Origin of the sequence: Variovorax sp. Varisp85 (assembly GCF_047304045.1) — a bacterium.
In the GTDB taxonomy this organism is placed as follows: Bacteria; Pseudomonadota; Gammaproteobacteria; order Burkholderiales; family Burkholderiaceae_C; genus Variovorax.
Window position 1 is genome coordinate 121,014 of record NZ_JBGLYN010000001.1, and the last position, 24,717, is coordinate 145,730.

Annotated in this window: 23 protein-coding genes and 4 tRNA genes; 10 read left to right on the forward strand and 17 right to left on the reverse strand. The window is 66.3% G+C overall.

Annotated elements, in window-relative coordinates; genetic code table 11:
• From ACCC97_RS00590 to polA, 3 genes are all read right to left on the reverse strand, one after another.
• The gene (locus ACCC97_RS00590) at positions 1-903 is read right to left on the reverse strand and encodes a LysR family transcriptional regulator (protein WP_007831195.1); all 903 of its coding nucleotides are present in this window, start codon (positions 901-903) and stop codon (positions 1-3) included.
• A 125-nt stretch (positions 904-1,028) separates the two neighbouring features.
• Positions 1,029-2,303, reverse strand: a complete 1,275-nt coding sequence (locus tag ACCC97_RS00595) for a M20/M25/M40 family metallo-hydrolase (RefSeq protein WP_413331355.1) — start codon at positions 2,301-2,303, stop codon at positions 1,029-1,031.
• 41 nt (positions 2,304-2,344) lie between these two features.
• Positions 2,345-5,161, reverse strand: a complete 2,817-nt coding sequence (gene polA / locus ACCC97_RS00600) for a DNA polymerase I (RefSeq protein WP_413331356.1) — start codon at positions 5,159-5,161, stop codon at positions 2,345-2,347.
• Positions 5,162-5,258: 97 nt separating this feature from the next.
• On the opposite strand from polA, the gene ACCC97_RS00605 reads away from it, so the two are divergent.
• From ACCC97_RS00605 to ACCC97_RS00615, 3 genes are read left to right on the forward strand one after another with little or no spacing between them, the layout of a single operon-like run.
• Positions 5,259-5,630, forward strand: coding sequence for a hypothetical protein (locus ACCC97_RS00605; RefSeq protein ID WP_413331357.1), 372 nt, complete (start codon positions 5,259-5,261; stop codon positions 5,628-5,630).
• Positions 5,631-5,688: 58 nt separating this feature from the next.
• Positions 5,689-6,747, forward strand: a complete 1,059-nt coding sequence (locus ACCC97_RS00610) for a homoserine kinase (RefSeq protein ID WP_413331359.1) — start codon at positions 5,689-5,691, stop codon at positions 6,745-6,747.
• A gap of 9 nt (positions 6,748-6,756) precedes the next feature.
• Positions 6,757-7,584: a BPSS1780 family membrane protein gene (locus tag ACCC97_RS00615; RefSeq protein ID WP_007831200.1), complete on the forward strand. Its 828-nt coding sequence runs from the start codon at positions 6,757-6,759 to the stop codon at positions 7,582-7,584.
• A 37-nt stretch (positions 7,585-7,621) separates the two neighbouring features.
• On the opposite strand, the gene ACCC97_RS00620 is transcribed toward ACCC97_RS00615, so the two are convergent.
• Positions 7,622-10,036, reverse strand: a complete 2,415-nt coding sequence (locus tag ACCC97_RS00620) for a UvrD-helicase domain-containing protein (protein ID WP_413331360.1) — start codon at positions 10,034-10,036, stop codon at positions 7,622-7,624.
• A 206-nt stretch (positions 10,037-10,242) separates the two neighbouring features.
• On the opposite strand from ACCC97_RS00620, the gene ACCC97_RS00625 reads away from it, so the two are divergent.
• The gene (locus ACCC97_RS00625) at positions 10,243-11,220 is read left to right on the forward strand and encodes a GMP reductase (protein WP_007831202.1); all 978 of its coding nucleotides are present in this window, start codon (positions 10,243-10,245) and stop codon (positions 11,218-11,220) included.
• A 16-nt stretch (positions 11,221-11,236) separates the two neighbouring features.
• Here ACCC97_RS00625 and ACCC97_RS00630 read toward each other — a convergent pair whose 3' ends face one another.
• Positions 11,237-12,103 carry an alpha/beta hydrolase gene (locus ACCC97_RS00630; protein ID WP_413331361.1) on the reverse strand — a complete coding sequence of 289 codons (867 nt, stop codon included), beginning with the start codon at positions 12,101-12,103 and terminating at the stop codon, positions 11,237-11,239.
• Positions 12,104-12,191: 88 nt separating this feature from the next.
• Here ACCC97_RS00630 and ACCC97_RS00635 point away from each other — a divergent pair.
• Positions 12,192-12,267, forward strand: a tRNA-Ala gene (locus tag ACCC97_RS00635).
• Between the two features lie 51 nt (positions 12,268-12,318).
• Here the strand turns inward: ACCC97_RS00635 and ACCC97_RS00640 are convergent.
• Positions 12,319-13,026 (reverse strand): SDR family NAD(P)-dependent oxidoreductase, encoded by a 708-nt coding sequence (locus ACCC97_RS00640; protein ID WP_413331362.1) that lies wholly within the window; start codon positions 13,024-13,026, stop codon positions 12,319-12,321.
• A gap of 139 nt (positions 13,027-13,165) precedes the next feature.
• Between ACCC97_RS00640 and ACCC97_RS00645 the strand changes: the two genes are divergently transcribed.
• The 4 genes from ACCC97_RS00645 (at position 13,166) to ACCC97_RS00660 (ending at position 15,324) form a co-directional block, all read left to right on the forward strand.
• Positions 13,166-13,241: transfer RNA gene (locus tag ACCC97_RS00645), tRNA-Lys, on the forward strand.
• 478 nt (positions 13,242-13,719) lie between these two features.
• Positions 13,720-14,172: a hypothetical protein gene (locus ACCC97_RS00650; protein WP_413331363.1), complete on the forward strand. Its 453-nt coding sequence runs from the start codon at positions 13,720-13,722 to the stop codon at positions 14,170-14,172.
• Positions 14,173-14,301: 129 nt separating this feature from the next.
• Complete coding sequence (locus tag ACCC97_RS00655; RefSeq protein WP_413331365.1) at positions 14,302-14,613, forward strand: hypothetical protein; 312 nt, start codon at positions 14,302-14,304, stop codon at positions 14,611-14,613.
• A 540-nt stretch (positions 14,614-15,153) separates the two neighbouring features.
• Positions 15,154-15,324: a hypothetical protein gene (locus ACCC97_RS00660; RefSeq protein ID WP_007831210.1), complete on the forward strand. Its 171-nt coding sequence runs from the start codon at positions 15,154-15,156 to the stop codon at positions 15,322-15,324.
• A gap of 92 nt (positions 15,325-15,416) precedes the next feature.
• Here the strand turns inward: ACCC97_RS00660 and ACCC97_RS00665 are convergent, their stop codons facing one another.
• The 4 genes from ACCC97_RS00665 to ACCC97_RS00680 form a co-directional block, all read right to left on the reverse strand.
• Positions 15,417-15,980, reverse strand: a complete 564-nt coding sequence (locus tag ACCC97_RS00665; protein WP_007831211.1) for an HNH endonuclease — start codon at positions 15,978-15,980, stop codon at positions 15,417-15,419.
• A 52-nt stretch (positions 15,981-16,032) separates the two neighbouring features.
• Positions 16,033-16,106: transfer RNA gene (locus ACCC97_RS00670), tRNA-His, on the reverse strand.
• Between the two features lie 28 nt (positions 16,107-16,134).
• Complete coding sequence (locus ACCC97_RS00675; RefSeq protein ID WP_007831213.1) at positions 16,135-16,341, reverse strand: hypothetical protein; 207 nt, start codon at positions 16,339-16,341, stop codon at positions 16,135-16,137.
• Positions 16,342-16,383: 42 nt separating this feature from the next.
• Positions 16,384-16,457 (reverse strand) — tRNA-Arg (locus ACCC97_RS00680).
• A gap of 723 nt (positions 16,458-17,180) precedes the next feature.
• Between ACCC97_RS00680 and ACCC97_RS00685 the strand changes: the two genes are divergently transcribed.
• Positions 17,181-17,573 (forward strand): hypothetical protein, encoded by a 393-nt coding sequence (locus ACCC97_RS00685; RefSeq protein ID WP_007831215.1) that lies wholly within the window; start codon positions 17,181-17,183, stop codon positions 17,571-17,573.
• Positions 17,574-17,578: 5 nt separating this feature from the next.
• Here the strand turns inward: ACCC97_RS00685 and ACCC97_RS00690 are convergent, their stop codons facing one another.
• From ACCC97_RS00690 to ACCC97_RS00720, 7 genes are all read right to left on the reverse strand, one after another.
• The gene (locus ACCC97_RS00690; RefSeq protein ID WP_007831217.1) at positions 17,579-18,040 is read right to left on the reverse strand and encodes an acyl-CoA thioesterase; all 462 of its coding nucleotides are present in this window, start codon (positions 18,038-18,040) and stop codon (positions 17,579-17,581) included.
• Between the two features lie 2 nt (positions 18,041-18,042).
• A complete protein-coding gene (locus ACCC97_RS00695) occupies positions 18,043-18,576 on the reverse strand; it encodes a MarR family winged helix-turn-helix transcriptional regulator (RefSeq protein WP_007831218.1) in 534 nt (177 codons plus the stop codon).
• Entirely contained in the window at positions 18,573-19,349 is a 777-nt protein-coding gene (locus tag ACCC97_RS00700) for an SDR family NAD(P)-dependent oxidoreductase (protein WP_007831219.1), read from the reverse strand. The genes ACCC97_RS00695 and ACCC97_RS00700 overlap by 4 nt, the downstream gene beginning before the upstream one ends.
• Before the next feature lie 104 nt (positions 19,350-19,453).
• Complete coding sequence (locus ACCC97_RS00705) at positions 19,454-21,043, reverse strand: ATP-dependent acyl-CoA ligase (protein WP_007831222.1); 1,590 nt, start codon at positions 21,041-21,043, stop codon at positions 19,454-19,456.
• A complete protein-coding gene (locus ACCC97_RS00710; RefSeq protein WP_007831224.1) occupies positions 21,033-21,764 on the reverse strand; it encodes an ABC transporter ATP-binding protein in 732 nt (243 codons plus the stop codon). The genes ACCC97_RS00705 and ACCC97_RS00710 overlap by 11 nt, the downstream gene beginning before the upstream one ends.
• An 82-nt stretch (positions 21,765-21,846) precedes the next feature.
• On the reverse strand, positions 21,847-23,634 hold the full coding sequence (locus tag ACCC97_RS00715; protein WP_413313432.1) for an ABC transporter permease subunit: 1,788 nt from the start codon (positions 23,632-23,634) through the stop codon (positions 21,847-21,849).
• Positions 23,631-24,686 (reverse strand): branched-chain amino acid ABC transporter permease, encoded by a 1,056-nt coding sequence (locus ACCC97_RS00720; protein WP_413313434.1) that lies wholly within the window; start codon positions 24,684-24,686, stop codon positions 23,631-23,633. Before ACCC97_RS00720 ends, ACCC97_RS00715 begins: the two co-directional genes overlap by 4 nt.
• Positions 24,687-24,717 lie beyond the last annotated feature (31 nt).

The following is a 24,717-nucleotide window of genomic DNA, read 5'->3' on the forward strand; positions in this document are numbered from 1 at the left end:
CTAGATGTTTTCCTGAATCGCCTGCTGCATGCAGCGGGTGATGCCGCGCACCGCCACCGAATCGGGCCGTGCCGCGAAGCGCAGCGCGCGGATCGGCACCGGAATATGCGGCTCCAGCGTCAGCACGTCGACCTTCTCGCGGTCCGCCGAGCGCGCCGTGCAGCCATCGACCAGCGCCACACCGATGCCATGGTGCGCCATGGCCAGCGCCGCGTGATAGGTCTGTACCGTGACCACCGCCTGCTGGAAGCCCACGCCCGCCTGCCGGCAGGCCTGGCTCAGGCTGGTGCCGACGGGGTCGCGGCTGTCGAGGCCGATCACCGGGCGGTTGACGAGGTCGTGCAGCGCCACCGACCCGTTGCGCACCAGCGCGCGCGGCAGCATGCCCTTGGGCGCGACGCACACCATGCGGCTGTCGGCCAGCGTCTCCTGCGTGAGCGAGGGATGCACGGCGGGGCTGAAGGCGAAGCCCACGTCGGCCTCCTGCAGCAGCAGCGCCGACATGATCTGCGGCGAGTGCAGCGACTCGACGGTGATCGCATAGCCCGGATGCTTTTCGCGAAACGCCTTGAGCGCGCGCGGCAGGATGTCGTAGCTCAGCGCCAGCACGCTGAGGATGCGCAACTCGCCCGTGTCGCCCGCGGTGCGCAGGTTGGCCGCCAGCCGCTGCACCTCGTCGAGCTGTGCGAACAGCCGCTCGATGTGCGGGTACAGCGTGAGGGCCTCGGTGGTCGGCGTGAGCCGGCCCTTGGCGCGCTGGAACAGCGGAAAGCCCAGTTGCAGCTCGGCATGCTGCAGCGTGCGGCTGACCGCCGGCTGCGTGATGTTGATGAGCCGCGCGGCCGCGCTCACGCTGCCCGTGAGCATGATCGCGTTGAAGACCTCGATGTGACGCAGGCGCATGCTGAATCAGCGGCTCGATGACTTTTTCGCGGAACACCGTGGAACCGGCTTCGCCGGGCCACCGGTGTTGCCCCCCGCAGAGGGTGGGCGAAGCGACACGAAGTGCGCGAAGACTGGGGGCGGGTTCATTTCGCGCGCGCGATGTCCATGACCATGCGGGTGCCGAGGTACAGGCGCGGTTCGATCGAATCGATCAGCACGTATTCGGCATCGGCCGAGTGCGCGCCGAAGCCCTGCAGGCCGAAGCGCTCGATGACGGGCGCCTTGGTCTTCAGCGCCGCGAAGGCCGCGTCGGTGCCGCCGCCGGCGGCCTTGTCGTCGGCGCCCAGCGGCCGGCCGAGCTCGTCCTTGTAGATCTGCTGCGCATGGCGGGCCAGGGCGCGCGAGGCGTCGGTGGCTTCGAGCGGCGGACGGCGGCGCTCGAACTTCAGCTCGACCTTGGCCTCGGGAATGAGCTGCTTCTTCACGCGCTCGTTCACCTGCTGCTCGATGCGGTCGTAGTCGCTGACCTTCAGCACACGCACATCGGCACCCGCTGTGGCGCTGGCCGGAATCACATTGCGGTTGCTGCCCGACTTGGAGATGGTCCAGTTCATCTTCAGTCCGGTGGCCGGATCGGACAGGTCGCGCATCTGCAGGATCTGGTGCGACAGCTCGTACAGCGCGTTCACGCCCAGCTCGGGTGCCGAGCCCGCGTGCGAGGCCTTGCCCGTGACGTGCAGCGTGACCGAGGCGATGCCCGCCGTGGCGAGCGAAAGCTTGTCTTCCTTCACATAGGCACCTTCGAAGGACAGCACCGCATCGTGCTCGGCGCCCATGCGCGTGATGAGCGCGCGCGCGCCGGGCGAACTGATTTCCTCGTCGCCGTTGATCAGCACGGTGAGCGTGCCGTACTCCTTGAATTTCATTGCCTGCAGCATCGACACGATGTGCGTGATGACCGCCACGCCCTGCTTGTCGTCGGCAATGCCCAGGCCGTAGGCCTTGTCGCCTTCGATGCGGAACGGCTGCTTGTCGAGCATGCCCACGGTGTAGACCGTGTCCATGTGCGCGATCAGCAGGATCTTCTTCTTGCCCGTGCCCTTGAAGGTGGCGCGCACCACGCGGCCGATCTTCTCGGGCGTGTCTTCCATGCGGTAGGCCTCGGCGCTCGGATCGATCAGTTCGACCTCGCCGCCCAGCGCCTTGAACTTCGCGGCGACGAGGTCGGAGATCTTTTCGAGCCCGTCGAGGTCGCGACTGCCCGATTCGATGGAGACCAGCTCCTTGAGCGTGTCGAGCAGCGCGGGCTTTTCCTTGGCGGCGAGCGCGGCGATGCGGGCGTCGGGCGCGGCAAAGGCGCAGCCCAGGAAGGCCGCGCAGGCGGCGGCGAGCAGGAATTGGCGATGCGGGAATTTCATGTGCTTGTGTGCTTCCTTCGTTGTCTCTTTTTCAGTACGCCTCAATGCGCCTTGTCCCAGTTGGGACCGACGCCGATCTCGGCCAGCAGCGGCACCTTCAGCGCGGCCACGCCGGCCATGAGACGCGGGATTCCGGTGCGCACCCATTCGATCTCCGCCTCGGGCACTTCGAACACCAGTTCGTCGTGCACCTGCATGATCATCCTGGTGCCGCGCTTCTCTTCGTCAAGCACGTTCTGTACCTTCACCATGCTGAGCTTGATGAGGTCGGCCGCCGTGCCCTGCATCGGCGCATTGATGGCCGCGCGCTCGGCGCCGCCGCGACGCGGGCCGTTGGGCGAGTTGATCTCGGGCAGGTACAGGCGGCGGCCGAACACGGTTTCCACATAGCCCTGCTCCTTGGCGAGCGCCTTGGTCTCGTCCATGTAGGCCTTCACGCCCGGGTAGCGCGCGAAGTAGCGCTCGATGTATGAGGCCGCGGCCTTGGTCTCGATGCCGAGGTTCTTTGCCAGGCCGAAGCTGCTCATGCCGTAGATCAGCCCGAAGTTGATGACCTTGGCATAGCGGCGCTGCTCGCTCGACACCTGGTCTGGCGTGGAGCCGAACACCTCCGCGGCCGTGGCGCGGTGCACGTCGATGCCTTCGGTGAAGGCGCGCAGCAGCGACTCGTCGCCGCTGATGTGGGCCATGATGCGCAGCTCGATCTGCGAGTAGTCGGCGCTGGCGATCACGCTGCCGGCGGGCGCCACGAAGGCCTCGCGCACGCGGCGGCCTTCGGGCGTGCGGATCGGGATGTTCTGCAGGTTGGGGTCGTTGCTGCTCAGGCGGCCCGTTACGGCCACGGCCTGCGCGTAGTGCGTGTGCACGCGGCCGGTGCGCGGGTTGGCGAGCTGGCCGAGCTTGTCGGTGTAGGTGCCCTTGAGCTTCGACAGGCCGCGGTGCTCGAGGATCTTGGCCGGCAGCGGGTAATCCTCGGCCAGTTTCTCGAGCACTTCCTCGTCGGTGCTGGGTGCGCCGCTCGGCGTCTTCTTGACCACGGGCAGGCCCAGCTTGGTGAAGAAGATCTCGCCGATCTGCTTGGGCGAACCGAGGTTGAAGGGCTGGCCCGCGATGTCGTAGGCCTCCTGCTCAAGCGCCATGATGCGCGTGCCGAGTTCGTGGCTCTGTGCGGCGAGCGTGGGTGCGTCGATCAGCACGCCGTTGCGCTCGACGCGGTAGAGCGCCTCGCTCGAATCCATTTCGAGCTGGTAGACGAAGCGCAGCTTTTCGTTCCTCTCCAGCTGGGGCCACAGCGTGTTGTGCACGTCGAGCGTCTGGTCGCTGTCCTCGCACGAATACTCGGCGGCCTTGGCGATGTCGACCTGGCTGAACGGGATCTGGTGCGCGCCCTTGCCGCACAGGTCTTCGTACGAAATGCCGCTGCGGCCGAGGTGGCGCTCGGCCAGGCTGGAGAGGCCGTGCGGCTTGTGCACTTCGAGCACATAGCTCTGCAGCATGGTGTCGTGCGCATAGCCCTGCACCTCGATGCCGTGGTTGGCGAACACATGGCGGTCGTACTTGATGTGCTGGCCGAGCTTCTTCTTCGCGCCGTTCTCGAGCCAGGGCTTGAGCCTGGCGAGCACCTCGTCGATGGGCAGCTGCTCCGGCGCATCGGGGTAGTTGTGGGTCAGCGGGATGTAGGCCGCTTCGCCGGGCGTGACGCTGAAGCTCACGCCGACGATCTGCGCGACCATCTCGTCGAGCGAAGTGGTTTCGGTGTCGATGGCCGCGAGTTCGGCGGCTTCGAGCTTCGCGAGCCAGGCGTCGAACTGCGCCCAGGTCGTGATCGTGTCGTACTTGAGGTTGCTTGCGGGGGAAGCGGCCTCCAGAGCTTCGAGCCCGGAGGGTTCGTCGAACAGGCCGCCCTGGTCGCTATCGGCCCGGGAGGCAGCCTTCTTCTTGAGGCTCTCCTCGATCAGCTCGGGCGGCACTTCCTGCGCTTCGAGCGCCTTGACCAGGCTCCTGAAGCCGAACTTCTCGTAGAAGGGCTTGAGCTCGGCGGTCTGCGGCGCACCGACGGGCAGCCCGTCCAGCGACGGAAGGCCGACAACGTGGCCATCGAGGTCGCAGTCGGTGCGAATGGTGACGAGGCGCCTGCTCAGCGGCAGCTTATCGAGCGCCTTGCGCAGGTTTTCACCGGCCGCGCCCTTGACCTCGGTGGACCGTTCGATCAGTGCATCGAGCGAGCCGTATTCGAGCAGCCACTTGGCCGCCGTCTTGGGGCCGACCTTCTCGACGCCGGGCACGTTGTCGACCGAATCGCCGACCAGCGTCTGGTAGTCGATCATCAGGTTCGGCGGCACGCCGAACTCCGCCGTCACGCCCGCCACGTCGCGCTTCTTGCCGTTCATCGTGTCGATGATGGTGATGTGCTCGTCGACCAGCTGGCTCAGGTCCTTGTCGCCGCTGGACACGATCACCTCGACACCCTGCGCGGCGGCGATCTTGGCGAGCGTGCCGATGACGTCGTCGGCCTCCACGTCGGGCACGCTGAGCACGGGCCAGCCGAGCAGCTTCACCACCTCGTGGATGGGGTCGATCTGGCTGCGCAGGTCGTCGGGCATCGGCGAGCGATTGGCCTTGTACTCGGGGTACCAGTCGTCGCGGAAGGTCTTGCCGGGCGCATCGAAGATGCAGGCCGCGTAGTCCGCGCGCACCTCGCGGCGCAGCGCGGTCATCATGTTGATCATTCCCCGGATGGCGCCGGTCGCCGGGCTCTTGGAGTCGCCGGGCACGGCCCGCAGATCGGGCATGGCGTGGAAGGCGCGGTAGAGATAGCTCGAGCCATCGACGAGCAGCAGCGTTTTCTTGTCGGTCATCGGGCCATTTTGCCGTGCCCGCAGCAGCGCTCCGAACCACGACGGCACGAGGCTCCAGCCGACGCCCAAGGATCGGGGCCGCGCCTACAATCGATGCATGCCTAGCTCCACACTCCTGGTCGCCCGCCGCATCCTGCTGGCGCTGGCTTTCGCAGCCCCCTTTGCCGCCGTGCAGGCGCAGCAGCCCGCGTCTGCCCCCGCGGCGGCTCCGGCCGATTCGCTACAAAATCAGGAGCGGGCCAAAGCCGAGGGCCGACGCAACCAGAAGGTCGAGAACATCCACACCGAGGACAGCGGCGCATCGGTCGACGAAGTCCGCTACGGCGGCCGCACGCAAAGCATCAACGTCAAGCCCAAGTCGAACGTGCCGGGCTACGAAGTGCTGCCCGCCGACGCCGCCACGGGGCGCCAGGGCTCGTCCGAAACGGGCGCCAATGGCCCCCGCGTCTGGAACGTGATGAAGTTCTGACCGTGCTGCACTCTTCCCTTTCCGTTTTCGAACCAGCAACCCGGCGCTGAGTACCGCCATGGCAGTTTTCACCGAAGTCGGTTTCGGCGAGGCAGACGCGCTCGTCCAACGCCTGGGCCTGGGCCCGCTGCGCGACCTGCGCGGCATCGAAGGCGGCATCGAGAACACCAACTACTTCGCGACCACCGAGTCCGGCGAGTTCGTGCTGACGCTGTTCGAGCGCCTGAGCGCCGGGCAGCTCCCTTACTACCTTTGCCTGATGCAGCACCTGGCGGCCGCCGGCCTGCCGGTGCCCGCGCCTGTGGCGGCGGCGGAGCCTGTCGCCGCCGAGAAGCCCAGGAAAAGCCAGCCTCCCGTACCCGCCGAAGCCTCTTGCGACCTGCTGCACATCGTGGCCGGCAAGCCCGCGGCGGTGGTGCAGAAGCTCTCGGGGCGCAGCGAACTGGCGCCCGGTGCGGCGCATTGCGCCGAACTGGGTGCGATGCTGGCACGCATGCACCTCGCGGGGCGCGACTACCCCCGCATCCAGCCGAACCTGCGCGGCCTGCCCTGGTGGAACGAGACGGTGCCGGTGGTGCTGCCGTACATCGAAGAGCCGCAGGCTGCCCTGCTGCGCGCCGAACTGGCCTACCAGAACCACGTCGCCGAATCGTCGGCCTATGCGGCCCTGCCGCGCGGCCCGGTGCATGCCGACATGTTCCGCGACAACGTGATGTTCGCGACCGATGGCGACGCCGGTGCCGCACCGCGCCTGACCGGCGTGTTCGACTTCTACTTCGCCGGCACCGACACCTGGCTGTTCGACCTGGCCGTATGCCTGAACGACTGGGCCATCGACCTGCCGACCGGCCGGCACGATGCCGGACGCGCCGATGCGCTGCTCTCGGCCTACGAAACCGTGCGAACGCTGAACGCCGCCGAACGCGCCCTGCTGCCCGCAATGCTGCGCGCCGCCGCGCTGCGCTTCTGGATTTCCCGGCTCTGGGACTTCCATCTGCCGCGCGAGGCGAGCATGCTCAAGCCCCATGACCCCGCGCACTTCGAACGCGTGCTGCGCGATCGCGCCACCTACCCGCATGCCATGGCACAGGCCTTCGAGCCGCTGCTGGCTGCCTGATCCACACACATGAAACTCAACCTCGTGCCGGCGCGAACCGGCGTCGAATGGGTCCGCCTCGGGCTCCGGAATTTCTGGCGGCAGCCGCTGGCCTTCGTCTCGCTGTTCCTTCTGTTCATGGCGGTGATTTCCAGCGTGTCGCAACTGCCGCTGGTCGGCAGGTTCCTTCCACTCATGCTGCTGCCGTTTTCCACGCTCGCCTTCATGGTCGCAGCGTCGGTGGCCGATTCCGCGTCCGGCAACGGCAACGCCACGGGCGACGTGAAAAAACCGACCGGCGCGCTCATGTTTCTGGCAGTGGCGCGTGCCATGCGGACGGAATGGCGTTCGCTGGTGGTGCTCGGCCTGATTTCCGCGGTGTATTTCTTCCTGACGGTGCTCGCGACGGCCGTTGTCGATGGCGGCCAGTTCGTGCGCAGCTACTTCCTCGGCGAAGCTCCTGCGAAGGAAGTGCTGGAAAGCAGCCGCTTCCAGGTGGCCAACATGCTTCAGCTGTGCCTCACGCTGCCGCTGGTCGCGGCGATGTGGCATGCCCCCGCGCTCGTTCACTGGCACAAGGTGGAGCCGGTGAAGAGCATCTTCTTCAGCCTGGTGGCGATGTTCCGGAATTTCAGCGCCTACGCGCTGTTCTGGCTCGTGTGGTGCGGCGTGGTCCTGATCAGCCTTGCCTGCGTGGCGCTGATCGCTACCGTCGTGATCGGGGTGGGCTCGCTGGGCTCGGATGCCGGCGCGATGGCCGTCGGCAACGTGTTGATGGTCGGCACGCTGCTGGCGCTCGCCGCCATGGCGCAGGCGTCGAACTGGTTCACCTTCCGCGACACCTTCAAGCCCGACTGAGCGCCGCAAGCGGCTGCTGCCCCCCTTGGCGGCCGGCTCAGATCGGCGTGAGCTTGGCCACCGACAGCGCCAGCCACTTCACGCCATGCCGCGCGAACTTGACCTGCGCACGCGCATCGTCGCCCGTGCCTTCGAGCGCGGTCACCGTGCCTTCGCCGAACTTGTTGTGGAACACCTGCATACCTGAACGCAGGCCGTGCGACGGCGCGGTCTTCTGCGGCGGCACGGGTGGGCTGGCAAAAGTTTCCTTGTCGCGGCTGTTGCTGCCGCCGCCATAACCACCGCCGTAGCCGCCACCACCGCCGCGCGTGCTCGCGTAGCCGCCGCCATAGCCGAAGGCCGACGGTGTGAAGCCCTGGTTCTTGGGCGTGAGCCACTTGAGCGCGCCCTCGGGCAGCTCGTCGAAGAAGCGGCTCTTGACGTTGTAGCGGGTCTGGCCGTGCAGCATGCGCGTCTGCGAATGGCTCAGGTAAAGGCGCTTGCGGGCACGCGTGATCGCCACGTACATCAGGCGGCGCTCTTCCTCGAGGCTCTCGAAGTCGCTCATCGAGTTCTCGTGCGGGAACAGGCCCTCTTCCATACCGGTGATGAACACGCAGTCGAACTCCAGGCCCTTGGCGGCATGCACGGTCATGAGCTGCACCGCGTCCTGCCCGGCCTGCGCCTGGTTGTCGCCCGATTCGAGGGCGGCGTGCGTAAGGAAGGCGGCCAGCGGGCTCAGGGTCTCGCCGGTTTCGGCGTCGGGCGCGAGCGGCTCGTCGACCACCGGGCGGGTCAGGTCGATGCCCTGGCTCGCGGGCGACTGGCGCAGCTCGTCGACCGGCAGCGCCACGGCGTCGCGGCCGAAGCCTTCCTGCGTGACGAAGCTCTCTGCCGCGTTCACGAGTTCCTCCAGATTCTCGATGCGGTCGGCGCCTTCGCGGTCGGCCTTGTAGTGCTCGACGAGGCCGCTGTGGTCGAGCACCAGCTCGATGATCTCACGCAGGCTCACACCCTGGGTTTGCTCGCGCAGCACGTCGATCTTGGCGACGAAGCCCGTGAGGTTCGCGCCGGCCTTGCCGCCGACCACGCTCACTGCATCGTGCAGCGAACGGCCGGCCGCGCGCGCCGCATCCTGCAGGGTTTCGAGCGTGCGCGCGCCGATGCCGCGCGGCGGGAAGTTGACCACGCGCAGGAAGCTGGTGTCGTCGTCCTTGTTCTCGAGCAGGCGCAGGTAGGCCAGCGCATGCTTGATTTCGGCGCGCTCGAAGAAGCGCAGGCCGCCGTACACGCGGTAAGGCACCGATGCATTGAAGAGCGCCGTTTCGATCACCCGGCTCTGCGCATTGCTGCGGTAGAGCACGGCCATCTCTTTTCGGTCGAAGCCATCGCGCACGAGCTGGCGCATTTCCTCGACCATCCACTGGGCCTCGGCGAGGTCGGTGGGCGATTCGTACACGCGCACCGGCTCGCCGGGGCCTTGGTCGGTGCGCAGGTTCTTGCCGAGGCGCTTCTTGTTGTGGCTGATGAGTTCGTTGGCCGAGTCGAGGATGTTGCTGTAGCTGCGGTAGTTCTGCTCCAGCTTGATCTGATGCGTGACGTTGAACTCGCGCACGAAGTCGGTCATGTTGCCCACGCGCGCACCGCGAAAGGCGTAGATGCTCTGGTCGTCGTCGCCCACGGCGATCACGCTGTTGCGGCCCGGCTCGAACTGGCCCGCGGCGGAGTTGCCCGCGAGCATCTTGATCCACGCGTACTGCAGGCGGTTGGTGTCCTGGAACTCGTCGATCAGGATGTGGCGGAAGCGCCGCTGGTAGTGCTCGCGCACCGGGTCGTTGTCGCGCAGCAGCTCGTAGCTGCGCAGCATGAGCTCGCCGAAGTCGACCACGCCTTCGCGCTGGCATTGCTCTTCATAGAGGCGATAGAGCTCGACCTTCTTGCGGTCGTCGTCGCTGCGGACTTCGACAGCGTCGGGGCGCAGGCCGTCTTCCTTGGCGCCGGCGATGAACCATTGCGTCTGCTTGGCCGGGAAGCGCTCGTCGTCGACATTGAACTGCTTCATCAGGCGCTTGATGGCCGAGAGCTGGTCCTGCGTGTCGAGGATCTGGAAAGTCGACGGCAGGTTGGCCAGCTTCCAGTGCGCGCGCAGCAGGCGGTTGCACAGGCCGTGGAAAGTGCCGATCCACATGCCGCGCACATTGACGGGCAGCATCGCCGTCAGGCGCGTCATCATTTCCTTGGCGGCCTTGTTGGTGAAGGTCACAGCAAGGATGCCACCGGGGGAGACCTGCCCCGTCTGCAGCAGCCAGGCGATGCGGGTGGTGAGCACGCGCGTCTTGCCGGAGCCGGCGCCGGCCAGGATCAGCGCGTTGCCCTCGGGCAGCGTGACCGCGGCGAGTTGCTCCGCGTTCAGGTTCTGGAGCAGCGGCAGTGCGGGAGGGTGGGCGTCAGCCGCAGGATCGTGAAACAACATCCTGCGATTGTAGAAACCACTGCGTATGCGGGTTATATGAAGAATCGGAAGACCTGCCTTTGCGAGGCCGCGTAAAATCAATCACCGGGCCCAAGATTCTTGCGCCCGGTTTTTTGTGGGCGTCTTCTTGCAAGAACGTACCGCGAAAGCCGGCCGGACCAAGCGCTCATTCGTTCCTTTCAACGATTCCTTTCAGGAGCCTGGTCATGCAGATTTTCGATTACGACAACATCCTTTTGCTCCCACGCAAGTGCCGCGTGGAGAGCCGCTCCGAGTGCGACACCAGCGTGACGCTGGGCGAGCGCAGCTTCCGCCTGCCGGTGGTGCCCGCCAACATGAAAACGGTGGTCGACGAATCGATCTGCCTGTGGCTGGCGCAGAACGGCTACTTCTACGTGATGCACCGCTTCGACCTCGACAACGTGAAGTTCGTCAAGGAGATGCAAGGCAAGGGCGTGTTCGCGTCCATCTCGCTCGGCGTGAAGAAGCCCGACTACGACACCGTCGACCAGATGGTGGCGCAAGGCCTCGTGCCCGAGTACGTCACGATCGACATCGCGCACGGCCACGCCGACAGCGTGAAGAACATGATCGGCTACCTCAAGCAAAAGCTGCCGAAGGCCTTCGTGATTGCCGGCAACGTCGGCACGCCCGAAGCAGTGATCGACCTCGAGAACTGGGGCGCGGACGCGACCAAGGTCGGCATCGGCCCGGGCAAGGTCTGCATCACCAAGCTCAAGACCGGCTTCGGCACGGGCGGCTGGCAGCTGTCGGCGCTCAAGTGGTGCGCGCGCGTGGCGACCAAGCCGATCATTGCGGACGGCGGCATCCGCGACCATGGCGACATTGCCAAGAGCGTGCGCTTCGGCGCGTCGATGGTCATGATTGGTTCGTTGTTCGCGGGGCACGAGGAGTCGCCCGGCAAGACGGTCGAGGTCGATGGCGCGCTGTTCAAGGAGTACTACGGCTCCGCCAGCGACTTCAACAAGGGCGAGTACAAGCACGTCGAGGGCAAGCGCATCCTCGAACCCATCAAGGGCAAGCTGGCCGACACGCTGGTCGAGATGGAGCAGGACGTGCAGAGCTCGATCAGCTACGCGGGCGGGCGCGCGCTGATGGACATCCGCAAGGTCAACTACGTCACCCTGGGCGGAGACAACGCGGGCGAACATCTGTTGATGTAAGCCCGGGCACTGCCGGTCAGGCCTCGAGCAACTGCACCGCGTGCCGGTGCAGCGCGTGGGCCGGATCGGCGAGCGCATCGACCACGCCGAAGTGGTCGAGCCCTGGAAGCACCTCGCACACCGGCACGGTGTTGCGCCCCCACGCCTCGCGGATCATCACGTTGTGGCGGATGAACTCCTCGCTCTCCTCGCCGCCTGCAACTGCGTAGAGCTGCCCACGTTTCGGTGCTGGCCACAGGGCGGGGCTGGCGCGCAGGGCGTCCGCGTCGCTCAGCTTCAGTGTGTTTTCAAGGAACGGCGTGCGCTGCAGCGGGCGAAGGTCGTAGAGGCCCGAGATCGACAGCGCATTGCGCACGAGCAGCGCAGGCAGGTCGGAGGCGACCGCTTTCCAGTCGCAGGCCAGCAGCGCCGCCGCCATGTGCCCACCAGCCGAATGGCCAGCGACGGTGATCCGCGAGGGATTGCCGCCATGGGCCGCGACGTGGCGCCATGTCCACTCGAGCGCACGCACCATCTGCAGCAGGATGCCGGGCACCGTGACGGGCCGCCGCGGCGTGCCGGGACACAGCGCGTAGTTGGGCTGGACCACGCAGATGCCGCGGTCATTGAACGCGGGCGCGATGAAGGAATGGTCTTTCTTGTCCATGGCGCGCCAGTAGCCGCCGTGGATGAAAACCAGCACGGGAGCGTCGGGCACGGGTGCCGGAAAGATGTCGAGCGTTTCGTTCACGCCCTGGCCATATGGCACGTCGATCCGCGCGGGCAAGGCCTCGCGCACCGCGGCGGATTCACGTGCCCAGCGCTCGAAGTAGGCGGGGTGGTCCTTGACCCGTGCGAGGTTGTTGTACATGCCCTCCAGCCAGGCGGGATCGAACGGGGCCATGCGCTTTTTCTCCGTGTTTTGCGAGGCGCGCATCTTGGCACGCCAGCGTGCGCCGAGACGGAGTTTTGGTTAAAATTCGGCTTGTGTTGGGGGGGTAGCTCAGCTGGGAGAGCGCCGCGTTCGCAATGCGGAGGTCGGGAGTTCGATCCTCCTCCTCTCCACCAACCGACACAGGAAAGGCCTTGGCATCTGCCAGGGCCTTTTCTTTTTCCGGCTCAGGTATCCAGCGTCAGATGCTGTCCATGCAGCGCCGCAGCCGCCGGCGATGCGAGGAAGCCAATGGTCTGCGCCGCGACCGAGGTAGACACCCAGTCGGCCGGGTTCGCATCGGGCATCGCCTGCCGGTTGGCTGGCGTGTCGAGCACGCTGGGAGCCACGCTGTTGATGTTGACGCCGTGCGGCGAAGCCTCGGCTGCCATGGCTTCCACCAGGCGCTGCAGCGCACTCTTCGAAGCGATGTACGCGGCCATGGCCGGCACGCCGCGTGCCGCGACCTTCGCCGTCACGGCGATGACGCTGCCGGCGCGGCGCGCGATCATCGAGGGCAGCACCGCCTGCGTCACGGCGACGAACGACCATGCGTTGAGATTCATCATCCGGTCCCAGCTCGCGCGCGTGAGTGCATGCGTCGCTTCGCCCATTTCGAATCCGCCCGCGATGTGGACCAGTGCGTCGATGCGGCCGAAGGACTTGAGCGCCTGCTCCGCAAGGGCGGCCATCTCGGAGGTGGAAGTCACGTCGCCCGCCAGCAAGAGATGCTGCGAGTTGTCCAGGCCCGGAAAGACTTCAGCAAGACGGCCCGCATGGTGGTCGACCAGCGCCAGGCGCGCGCCCTGGTCGATGAAATGCTGAGCCACGGCGCGGCCCAGTGCGCCAGCGGCGCCGGTGATCAAGACATGGGGCGTGGTGCTCGCATCGCTCATCGAAATTCTCCTGGTTGAAGGACCTTGCCCTCTCGGGCGTGGTGAATCCTAACGCTGCGGCCACAAATTTTTTGGCCATGCAGAAATTCTGGGATATACTCGTGGTCTTGCCAGAAAACACCAAACGTTTTCAACGCAAGGGCTCTTAGCTCAGTTGGTAGAGCAGCGGACTCTTAATCCGTAGGTCGAGTGTTCGAGTCACTCAGGGCCCACCACCAACACTGGAAACTGCGCGGCTTCCGCGCTGTTTCTTAAGGAGCACTGTTCCGCAAACGCCGAACGTGTTCCGCAAAACAGAAAAACCTCCCGTCGAAAGACTGGGAGGTTTTTTCTTTTTCAGCCAGAGTATTCGGTGAAGCCGATGAGCGCTTGGCGCCGAAGCACCGCAGCTGGGTAGGATGACCAAGTCCGCGTCATTCGCCTGAAGTCCATGGCAGAACCGACAAAGGGACTCCATCAAGCCTCGGCGGGGAGGCTATGCCTTGATCTGCGCAACATCTCAACACGCGTAAAGAACGCAACCAGATGAGCTGCGAGCGCACTCGCTCCTTCTTCGCTTGCTGAAGCCCGGATGCCGGCCCGCGCACATGCCGCTCCAAGTCCTACATCCGGGCTCGCTTTGGCAGAGCAGAACTTTGACGCTCGGCGCTGACTCGCGCATCGCGACGGTCAAGCTCGGCAAGGAGAATCGAAATGAACCTCACACGACGTCTTCTGACTACCGGCCTCGCCCTTTCCGGCGTATTCGGCTTCATCGATGCGAGCTTCGCCAAGGGAAAGCATCACCACCACAATGGCGCGAAATTGGTGGGCGACAAGCTCAAGAGTAACGGCCAGCATGTCATCGACAAGAGCGGGCCGCACACGGTCTCCGTGGACATCAAAGACACAAAAATCGCTGCGTTCCACGTCAAGCATGCAAACAAGGGCGACCTGCCGGTCAAGAAATACAAGACGAACAAGAAGATGGCCCGGGCGGACGGAATGCAATACGCCACCTTCATCCACGTTCAAGACACGTACCTGGGAATGACATACATCGGGTACAGCTATGTCGACGACTATGGCGACGAGCAGATCTACTGGTATCCCTACGACATGATCCTGGACGGGGACACCGGTGCGGTCGAGTACGTGGCCGTCTGAACCCGACGCTCAGGCTGGTCATTCTGCGTGGTCGCTGCGGTTCGCGCTGCGCCTAGCCCATATCACCGGCCAGCGGCCCGCCGACGTGCTCGGCATGAGCAAGGACCACATCCGCGGCGAGTACCCGCGGTGCACCAGGGCAAGACACAGACGAAGCTGCGGATCGTGGTCGAAAACGCGCTGGAAGAGCTGATCGAAGAAATCCGCGTGTTCAAGGCGGCTAGGCCAAAGCAGTCGGCCCCGCTGCTGGCGAACGAGCGCGGCGCCCCGATGACGGCCGCGATGCTGCGCAAGCGCTTCGACAAGGCCCGCAAGAGCGCGGGGATCGACATCACCACGTTCCAGTTTCGCGACCTGCGCGCGAAAGCGGCAACGGACACCGACGAGTCAGCCGTCGAGTGTTCGAGTCACGCAGGGCCCACCACCAACACCGAAAAATAGCGCGTTCTTCGCGCTATTTTTTTGTCAAAGCCTCCTCACGGTCCACGCGAGGAGGCTTTTTCTTTGGCTCGCCGGCCCCAGGAAGTAGCCCCTGCCGTGCGATCCAATCGGCGACGCAGCGTTCGAGCAGATCGTGCCGCTCACCCACCTCGGCCATCAGGTACTGGCCACCCGATTGATGCACTGCCAGAGCTGCATTGCAGAAGCACAGCGACCCCGGCGCTCAAGTGCACGCGTCAAACCTTCGAGGAAGATTTCCTTTCTCATGCGGGAATATTTCACGATTTGTGCGTCACTTACAAGCTGCTCCGGGTTCAACCTGCAATAGGTCCCCATCCGGCATGGCATCTTGTACCGGCTGTCACGCAGCACAACAACAATGACACAGGGAAATCACTTCGAAGCCATAAAGCTCGTTCAACCCGCTCAGGCGGGTATTTTTTTTGTCCAGCCGCAGCCAAGGTCGACAACGATGTTCGGAGGCCACAGGATGCAGCCAGGCCCCGACCGCGCCTTCACGCGTGAGCTATATTTCCTCTCATGGAAAAGGCGTCCGACATAGGCAAACCCACCGTCCCCATCGACCTGATCGGGCCGGACCACTGGCCCCGCTCGAAACGCGGTTCGGGTCGTGCCACCAAGGTGATTCTCGCCATCGCGAGTGGCTTGGCGGCCGCCGGCCTGATCGCCTATCGTCTCTTCGGACGCTGAACACCGGCGCCTCACACTTACAAAAGCCCGCCGCCTGGGAGACAGGCAGCGGGCTTTTTTCATGGACAAAGACCAGGATCGCAGCCCTGCCCTCACTGAAGCCGCGAGCCCTTGGGCAGCCGCTTTGCCAGCCACTCGTGCACATCCACACGGATGTTGCGTCCTTCGAGCAGGAAGTTCTCGTAGCGGTTCGGCACATAGGGCAGATAGACCAGTGGCATGCCCGCCTCCTCCGGCGTGCGCGCTGCCTTGCGGTTGTTGCAGACCCCGCATGCGCTCACGAGGTTGGTCCAGGTCCACGGACCTCCGCGGGACTCGGGCAGCACGTGTTCGCACTGCAGTTCGCGCTCGTGGAACACCTCGCCGCAGTAGGCGCAGGTGTGGCGGTCGCGGCGCAGCAGTTTGCTCTTGGTGACGCTCGGAATCACGTCGAAGAGGTTGATCTTCGACGCACCGCGCAGCGCAACGATCGGCGCCACGTCGATGCGCGACTGCACGCCGCGCGCCACGTTGAAGCCGCCGCGCAGCGTGGCGAGCGGCAGGCCGCCGTCTTCCCATGCGACCGAGCCGGTCGCGTAGTGCAACACCGCCTGCTCCAGCGAAATCCAGGCTTGCGGCGTGCCCTGGATATCGAGTTGCAGGACGTGGGGATGCATGTCTCGCCTCCTTTTGCGGCGATGGTTGTTGATGAGGTCGAATGAAACGAAGTGGGGTGCACGAACGGGATCGAACCGTCGTCAGCGGGACCACAACCCGCGGCTCTGCCATTGAGCTACGCGCACCATGAAAAACAAGGAACAGGCGGCCGGCCTACCATTCGCCGACTGCGCGAACGCGCTGGTCGGGATCGAGTCCCTCCGGCAGCGGCTCGCGCCCCGCGGAGTCCGCCGCGCATTCGCCTGTGCGACGCGCGTCGACGGCAATGCCGAAACTGCGGGCCAAGGCCATCATCATGCGGTTGCGTGGCTGTGCCGGACGCACGGTGATCATCCGGATCGGGGTATTGCGCTTGCGCATGGTGGCTCCTTGGTTGGCGTGACAGCTCGAACAAAAAAAAGGCCCCACGTGCACGACTCGAACGTGCAACCCCTTGCTTCGTAGGCAAGTGCTCTGATCCATTGAGCTAACGCGGGTCGAAAACAAAAGTGTCCGGTTACGGGTTCCGGCGCCGCCCAATCTTTGCGGCCGGTTTCCGCGGGAGGGCCATCTGCATGGCCCGGTCCCGCTCGGGTTCGGTGGTTCGAAAAAAACGGTGTCCCGCTTTCCATTTCGGTTGTGTCCTCACGCGACGGACAGCGCGCTGGGCGCTGTCCCGTACGACGTCGCTGCACAGGAGTGATCGGTTCCTGCACATCCCGCCAGACCGTCTACGCGGTGGGCTCTGGCGGTGTGGTGAAGGCACACCCGAAATGGCAAACAAGCACGACAGACAAAACAAAAAGGCCCGGAACCTTGCGGTTTCCGGGCCTCTGCATGAGAGAGCTTGGAAGGTGTGCGCCTACGCGCAACCTCCACCCGGTAGCACTTGATCCTCGACTTTTCCAACGCGCAGGCTGGCTGCGGCTTTCGTGGAATACACGTGGTTCTGGTGCTGGTTCGGTCGGATCGACAGCATGCTGTCCAAACCACCGCACGACCAGACGCGCACGAGCGATCGGCCCAAGGCGGGTCGAATGCTGGTGAGGTTCAAGGCGGTGTTCACGATGGTTCCTGAGTCAAAAAATTGCCGCTGTCGGCTGTAAAGGGTTGGACAAAAGGGACGGCCTGGGCCGCGAATGAAGGCAACTGTAAATAGTGTTTACGACGGCGTCAACAACCGGGACAATCTTTTCTTGTCTTGTTGTTGTTTTTGAACAGTGCCCAATATCACCGTCGCGCGCCGCCGCAATGCCCTTGCGTTGCACCGCCGCTTTCTCGAAGAGGCCATCGCCGCGGGCCTGCCAGCCAAGGGGCTGGACCAGGCGTTTGCGAAGAAGCTCGAAATTTCTCCGAGCATGTGGAGCCAGATCAAGAGCTCGCGGCCCATCGGCGACAACCTGGCACGGCAGATCGAACGGCATTGCAGCGTCGAGCCCGGCTGGCTCGACGAAGAAGACCGCCTCAGCGAAGTACCCGATGCAGCGGAAGAGCGCTTCATTGCGGCCGCGCGCAACGCATGGCGCGCCGCCAATGCCAAGGGAAAGAAGGAGCTCGGCGGCTGGCTGAAGAAGCGCGCGCAGGACGCGGCGGGCAGCGAGCCCGCCCCCTAGGACGCTCAGCCCAGCTCGGGCGCGTTGCGCAGGATGGCTGCGCGCATGTCGTCCGGAATGGCGACGGCGCGATGGGTTTCGAGCGACGTGGTCACGAGCACCTGCTGCATCTGCATGCGCAGTTCTCCGGTCGCCGGCTCGAAGCAGCGCACAAGCAGCGTCATCGAGCGCGACCCCAGCCGCTGCACGGTAAGGCCGAGCGTGACCTGGTCGCCCATGCGGCTCACCGCACGGAAGTCGGCTTCGAGCTTCACGGTGGGCAGGCCAATGCGCCGCACGGCCACCAGCCCGTGGTAGCTGAGCCCCAGGCCCTCGTTGACCCAGTCTTCGACGAGCCCGTTGAGCATCACGAAGTACTGAGGGTAGAAAACGATGCCCGCCGGGTCGCAGTCCGAGAAGCGGATCAGCCGCGCGCGGCGGAACTCGCTGCCCTGGGCCGGGAGATCGACAGGGGTGGCCGCGCTCATGCTCAGCCCTCCTCGGCCGGCGGCTCGCCGCGCATCACGTGCACACGCAGCAAGCCCAGTTGGGTGTGCATCTGCTTGACGGTCTTCATGTCGAGCCCCGAGAACATCTCGAGGATCCATTGTTCGTGCTCGCTCGCCATCGTCTCGAAGGTGCGGCGCCCTGTCGGCGTGAGGCTCACGATCCACGCGCGGCGGTCGTCGGGGCTGGGCGCGCGGGCCACCATGCCTTCGCGCTCGAGTTCGTCCGTCAGGCCTGTGACGTTGCCGCCGGTCACCATGAGGTAGCGCGAGAGCACGCGCATCTTGAGCCCGTCCTTGTAGCGATGGAGCTGCGCCATGTAGTCGAAGCGCGCGAGCGAGATGCCGAAGCGCTCGCGCAGCCGGCGCCGGATCTCGGCCTCGATCTGCGTGGTGCTGGCCAGCATGCGCAGCCAGAGCTTGAGCATCGCGTGGTCCTCGTGGCCCGCGCGGGCTTCGTGGCCCAGTTCCTCCGCATCGCTCAGCACCGCGTGCGAGGCATCGTTGTCGCGCGTCATGTCACCTCTCCCCCTGAAACCGAGATCGACTGGCCGGTGACCGACGCAGCGCCCGTGCCGCACAGCCAGCGCACCGCATCGGCGACTTCGGCCGGCTGCACGATGCGCCGCTGCGGATTGACGCTGGAGAATTCGGCCAGCGCGTCGGCCTCGCTGCGCCCGGTCTTGCCGACCACGTTGGCGACGCTGTTGCGCAGGATGTCGGTGTCGGTGTAGCCCGGGCATACGGCATTCACCGTGATGCCCTTGCGCGCCACTTCGAGCGCCAGCGAACGCGTGAGCCCGACCACACCATGCTTGGCCGCGGTGTAGGCCGACACGTAGGCGTAGCCCTTCTGCCCCGCCGTGCTGGCGATGTTGACGATGCGGCCCCAGCCCGCATCGAGCATGTCGGGCAGCGCAGCCTGCGCGCACAGGAAGCTGCCGGTGAGGTTCACCGACAGCATGCGCTGCCAGAGCTCGAACGAGGTCTTGAGGAAAGGCGCGCTCTCGGCGGCACCCGCGTTGTTGACGAGCACGGCAACAGGGCCGCGCGCTGCTCGGGCCTCTGCGAAGGCCGCCTGCACCGCCTGCGGATTCGCCACATCGGCTGCAGCCACGCCATGCCCGCTGCCCGCGAGCGAATCGGCCACACGCTTCAGCGCTTCGCGGTCACGCCCCAGCAGCGTCAGAACGGCGCCTTCGGCGGCCAGGGTGCGCGCGATCTCCGCGCCGATGCCGCGCGCCGCGCCCGTGACGAGTGCATGGCGGCCGGTCAGTGAATTTGATTGCATACCTGAATGTTTTAGTTCTGAATCATTTTAGCGAAATGTACCGGCGAAGCTGTCAGCGCATGAAACAGCCGGAAAGAAGGAACGCGTTGCGTCTGCCGGGAGCCTCAGGCCCTTGCGGGCCGGCCGTCCCAGGTCTGCGGACTCACGCCGCGCTCGCGCAGCTTGAACTTCTGCACCTTGCCGTTTTCGGTGCGCGGCAGGTCGGCCAGCACGTCGATGTAGCGCGGCACGGCGAAGTAAGGCAGCCGGCTTTCACAGAAGCGCACGAGTTCGGCCGGGTCGATCGGCACGCCGTCGCGCGCCACCAGCGCGGCCATCACCTCGTCCTCGGCCAGTTCGGATTGCACCGGGTACACCGCGCACGAAGCCACGCCCGGATGGCTCAGCAGCACCTGCTCGACCTCGAACGACGAGATGTTCTCGCCGCGCCGGCGAATCGCGTCCTTGATGCGGTCGACGAAGCGGAACGCACCGTCGGCGTCCTGCACCACGCGGTCGCCGGTGTGGAACCAGAGATTGCGCCAGGCCTCGACCGTCTTCTCCGGCATGTTGAAATAGCCGCTCGCGAAGGCATGGGGCTCGTCCGCGCGCAGCAGCAGTTCGCCGGCCTCGCCGGGTGGCAGCGCCGCATCGCCTTCGTCGGCCACGCGCGCCTGGAAGCCTGGGCGCAGCCAGCCCATGACACCGCCGCGCGGCGAATCCGGCGCGGTCGCGATGGCGAAATTGGTTTCGGTCGAGCCGTAGCCTTCGAGCAGTTGCACGCCGGTGCGCGCCTTGAATGCGGCACCTGCGGCGGACGGCACGCCGGGCCCGAGGCCGATGCGCACCCGGTGATCGCGTTCGCCAGGCCCTTCGGGCTGCGCGAGCAGGATCGGCACCATTGCGCCCAGCAGGTAGACCACCGTCGCCCCGCTCGCGCGCATCGCCGGCCAGAAGCCCGAGGCCGAGAAGCGCGGCGCGAACACCACCTCTGCGCCCGTCAATGCGGCCTGCGCGAAGGTGTTGAGCGCATTGATGTGAAAGAGCGGCAGCGTGGTGCACAGCACGTCGTCGACGCCGACTCCGAGCACCTCCGCGCTGCTCACGCCCCACCAGAAATACTGCGCATGCGGGCAGACGACGCCCTTGGCTGGCCCCGTCGTACCGGAGGTGTACAGAATCGCGAGCGGGTCGCCAGGTTGCACCGCTGCGGGCGCCAGCGCCTCACCGCCCTCGGGGTAAGGCGTTACGCGCACGCCCTGGGGCGCCTGCCAGCCGGAGGACTCCGCCTCGCCCACCACCCAGACCTCGCGCAACGCGGTGCGCGCCAGATCCGCCGTCGCGAGCCGCTCAAGAAAACCCGCCTCGATCACCAGCAGTTTCGCCTGGCTGTTCGCGAGGAAGTATTCGATCTGCGGCCCCATCGACGCGGTGTTGACCGGCACCATCGACGCACCCAGCCAACCCGCGCCGAGGAAGCTTTCGAGAAACTCGATGCGGTTGCCGCACATCACGGCGAAGCGGTCGCCGCGCACCACGCCGGCCGCGGCCAGCGCACCGGCGCGAACGGCTGCAGCCTGCGCAGCGTCGCGATGCGTCCACTCGTCGCCACCGATCCGAAGCAACGGACGCGAGCCGAACAGCCCGGCCTGCCGCTGCAGCATCGCCGGCAAGGTGCGCTGCACGGGCGGCACAGCCCGCGGGTCACTCGTCATCGTGCGTGCCTCCACCGAGATAGGTCGCCTGCACGCGCGGATCGCTCGCCAGCTCGGCCGAGGCACCCGACAGCGCGATCTCGCCGGTCTCCAGCACATAGCCTTCGTCCGAGCTTTCTAGCGCGGCGCGCGCGTTCTGCTCGACCAGCAGGATCGAGACACCGTCTTCGCGCAGCTTGCGCACGATGGTGAGGATGTCGCGCACGATCAGCGGCGCGAGGCCGAGGCTCGGCTCGTCGAGCATCAGCAGGCGCGGCGCCGACATCAGCGCGCGCCCCACCGCGAGCATCTGCCGCTCGCCGCCCGAGAGCGTGTCGGCGCGCTGCGAACGCCGTTCGGCCAACCGCGGAAATCGGTCGTACACCGACTGCAGCCGCTTCTTCATCGCATCGCCGCGCAGCCGCTTGGCATACGCGCCGAGCTGCAGGTTGTCGAGCACGGTGAGTTCGCCGAACAGCTCGCGCTTCTCGGGCACGAGGCACAGGCCGCGCTCCACGCGCGCTTCCACGTCGAGCCCCTGCAGGTCTTCGCCCTCGAAGCGCAGCGTGCCCTTGCAAGGCAGCAGACCCATCGCGGCCGCCAGCAGCGTGGTCTTGCCCGCGCCGTTGGGACCGATTACCGAAATGATCTGACCCGGCTGCAGGTCGAGCGACACGCCGCGCACCGCCTCAACCTGCCCGTACGACACGTGCAGATCGCCAATCTCCAGCATCGCGGTCATTTCGCTACCCCCAGGCTTGTCACTTCGTGTACTTCTCCTACCCCCTGAAGGGGGCCCGCGCCTTCGGGCGGCCGTGCGGCGCTCATACAACACTCCCCAGGTAAGCCGCCTGCACCCGCTCGTCCGCGCGCACCGCCGACGGCACGCCCTCCACGAGCTTGGAGCCGAAGTTCATCACCACCAGCCGGTCCACCAGTTTCATCACGAAGTCCATGTCGTGTTCGACGATCAGGATGGTCACGCCCTCCTCGCGCAGCTTGCGCAGCAGGTCGCCGAGCGCCATCTTTTCCTTGCGGCGCAGGCCGGCGGCGGGCTCGTCGAGCACCAGCAGCACCGGGTCCGCGGCCAGCGCGCGCGCGATTTCCAGAATGCGCTGCGTGCCCAGCGGCAGGCTGCCCGCCAGCTCGTGCGCGCGGTCGCCCAGGCCGATGCGGTCGAGCTGGCGCTGCGCCTCCTGCAGGATCTGGCTTTCTTCCAGGCGGTCGAGCCGCAGCCCCGCCTTCAGGATGCCCGAGCGCGTGCGCGAATGCGCGCCCAGCGCCACGTTGTCGAGCAGGCTCATGTGCGGGCGCAGCTTCACGTGCTGGAAAGTGCGCGCCAGCCCCAGCCGCGCCACCTCGCGCTGCGGTTTGCCTGCGATGTCGTGCGCCAGGAAGCGCACCTGGCCCGCGCTCATCGGCAGCGTGCAGGTCAGCAGGTTGAACATGGTCGACTTGCCCGCGCCGTTGGGCCCGATCAGCCCGACGATCTCGCCGGCCTTCACGTCGAAGCTCACGTCGTTGACGGCCACCAGCCCGCCGAAGCGCTTGACCGCACCGTTCACCGACAGCACCTGCGAGCCGCGCTCGGGCAGCGTGCGGTGAGGCAAGGGATCGACCGGCGGGGCCTCGTGGCGCGAAGGCTCCTGCGAGCCGCTGCGCCGGTGCGTCCAGCGGCGCAGCAGGCCCATCACGCCGCCGCGCGCGAAGTGCAGCAGCAGGATGAAGAGCGCGGCGAATGCCACCGCCTCGAGCTGGCCGGCGCGCTGCGTGAGCATCGGCAGCACGTCCTGCAGGCCGTTCTTCAGCACCAGTACCAGCGCGGCGCCCACCAGTGCGCCCGCCAGCTGGCCGAGCCCGCCGGCCACGGCCATCAGCAGGTACTCGATGCTCGCGCGCACGTCGAAGGGCGACGGGCTCACGAAGCGGTTCATGTGCGCGTAGAGCCAGCCCGCCAGCCCCGCGAACAGCGCGGCCGTGACGAACAGTGACAGCCGCACGCGGTAGGCATCCGCCCCCACGCTCGCCAGCAGCGTGGCACCGCCGCGAAGCCCGCGAATCGCGCGCCCCGGCCGAGACTGCAGCAGGTTGTGGCTGAACAGGCAGGCCAGCCCGACGACCACCCAGATCAGGTAGTACATCGAACGCGGATCGGCCAGCGACCAGCCCGCGACCTGCAGCGGTGGAATGTTCGACAGGCCCGTGTGCCGCCCAAGCGCATCGACATTGCCGAACAGCATTGCGATCGACAGTCCCCAGGCGATGGTGCTGAGCGGCAGGAAGTGCCCGCCCAGGCGCAGCGTGAGCATGCCGATGGCCAGCGCCGAGAGGCCGGTGAGCAGCAGCGCGAACAGCAGCCCGATCCACGGCGACATGCCCTGCGTGGTCGTGAGCCATGCCGTGGCGTAGGCTGCGATGCCCACGAAAGCCGCCTGCCCAAACGAGGTCGCGCCGCCCACGCCGGTGAGCAGCACGAGGCCCAGCGCCACCAGCGCGCCGATGCCGATGTCGTTGAGCAGCGAGACCGTGAAGCTCCCCGCCACCACCGGCACCAGGGCCAGCACGACCACCACCGCGGCGATCCACGTCATGCGTTTGCGGTTGGCGCTCATTGGTCCACCTCGTCTTCTTCCTCTTCGGCATGCGTGGCCATGAAGGAGCGCAGCATGAGCACGGGGATCAGCAGGCTGAACACGATCACGTCCTTCAGCGCACCGCTCCAGAACGAGGCGAAGCTTTCCACCACGCCGACTGCGAGTGCACCCACCGCAGTCATCGGGTAGCTCACGAGCCCGCCGATGATCGCGGCCACGAAGGCCTTCAGGCCGATGATGAAACCCGAGTCGTAGTACATGGTCGTCACCGGTGCAATCAGCACGCCGATCAGCCCCGCCAGCAGCGAGGCGCATCCGTAGGCCAGCAGTGCGGTGCGCACCGGCCGGATGCCGACCAGCCGCGCGCCCACGCGGTTGACCGCCGTGGCGCGCAGCGCCTTGCCGGCCACCGTGCGCTCGAACACCAGGAAGAACAGCCCGCTCAGCACGATGGCCGCGCCCACCATCAGCACCACCTGGCCGCTGACCGTGAAGCCGTCGCCCAACGTGAACACGGCGCTGGTGAGCGGCGTGGTGCGGGAGCCTTCAGGTCCGAAGAACAGCAGGCCCAGGCCAGACAGCAGGAAGTGCAGCGCCAGCGACACGATCAGCAGCACCAGCACCGAGGCGTCGGCGATCGGCTGGAACACCACGCGCGCCAGCAGTGGTGCGATGGGCACCACCAGCAGCACGGCCACCGCGATGTGCACCGCGACCGGCACGCCGGGCCGCGCCGCAAGCCACGCGAGCACGCAGGGAATCGCGGGCAGCACGCCCCACATCAGCACCGCCTTGGGAATGCGTGCAGCCTCGCCGCGCCGCAACAGGCTGCCGATTTCCGTTGCCAGCGCCAGGGCAGCGAGCACGGCGACCATGCCTATGGTCGGCGGGACGCGGCCGGTCTCGAAGGCCGCGAGCGACAGCGCCGCAAAGGCCGCGATGTCGCCGAAGGGCACGAACACCACGCGCGTGACGGAAAAGATCAACACCAGCCCCAGGCCGGCCAGCAGGTAGACGGCACCGTTGGCCAGGCCGTCGGTGAGGAGAATGAGCGCCACGTCCCAGGTCATCGCGCGGCCCTCCGGAAAATCAAGGGCGAGC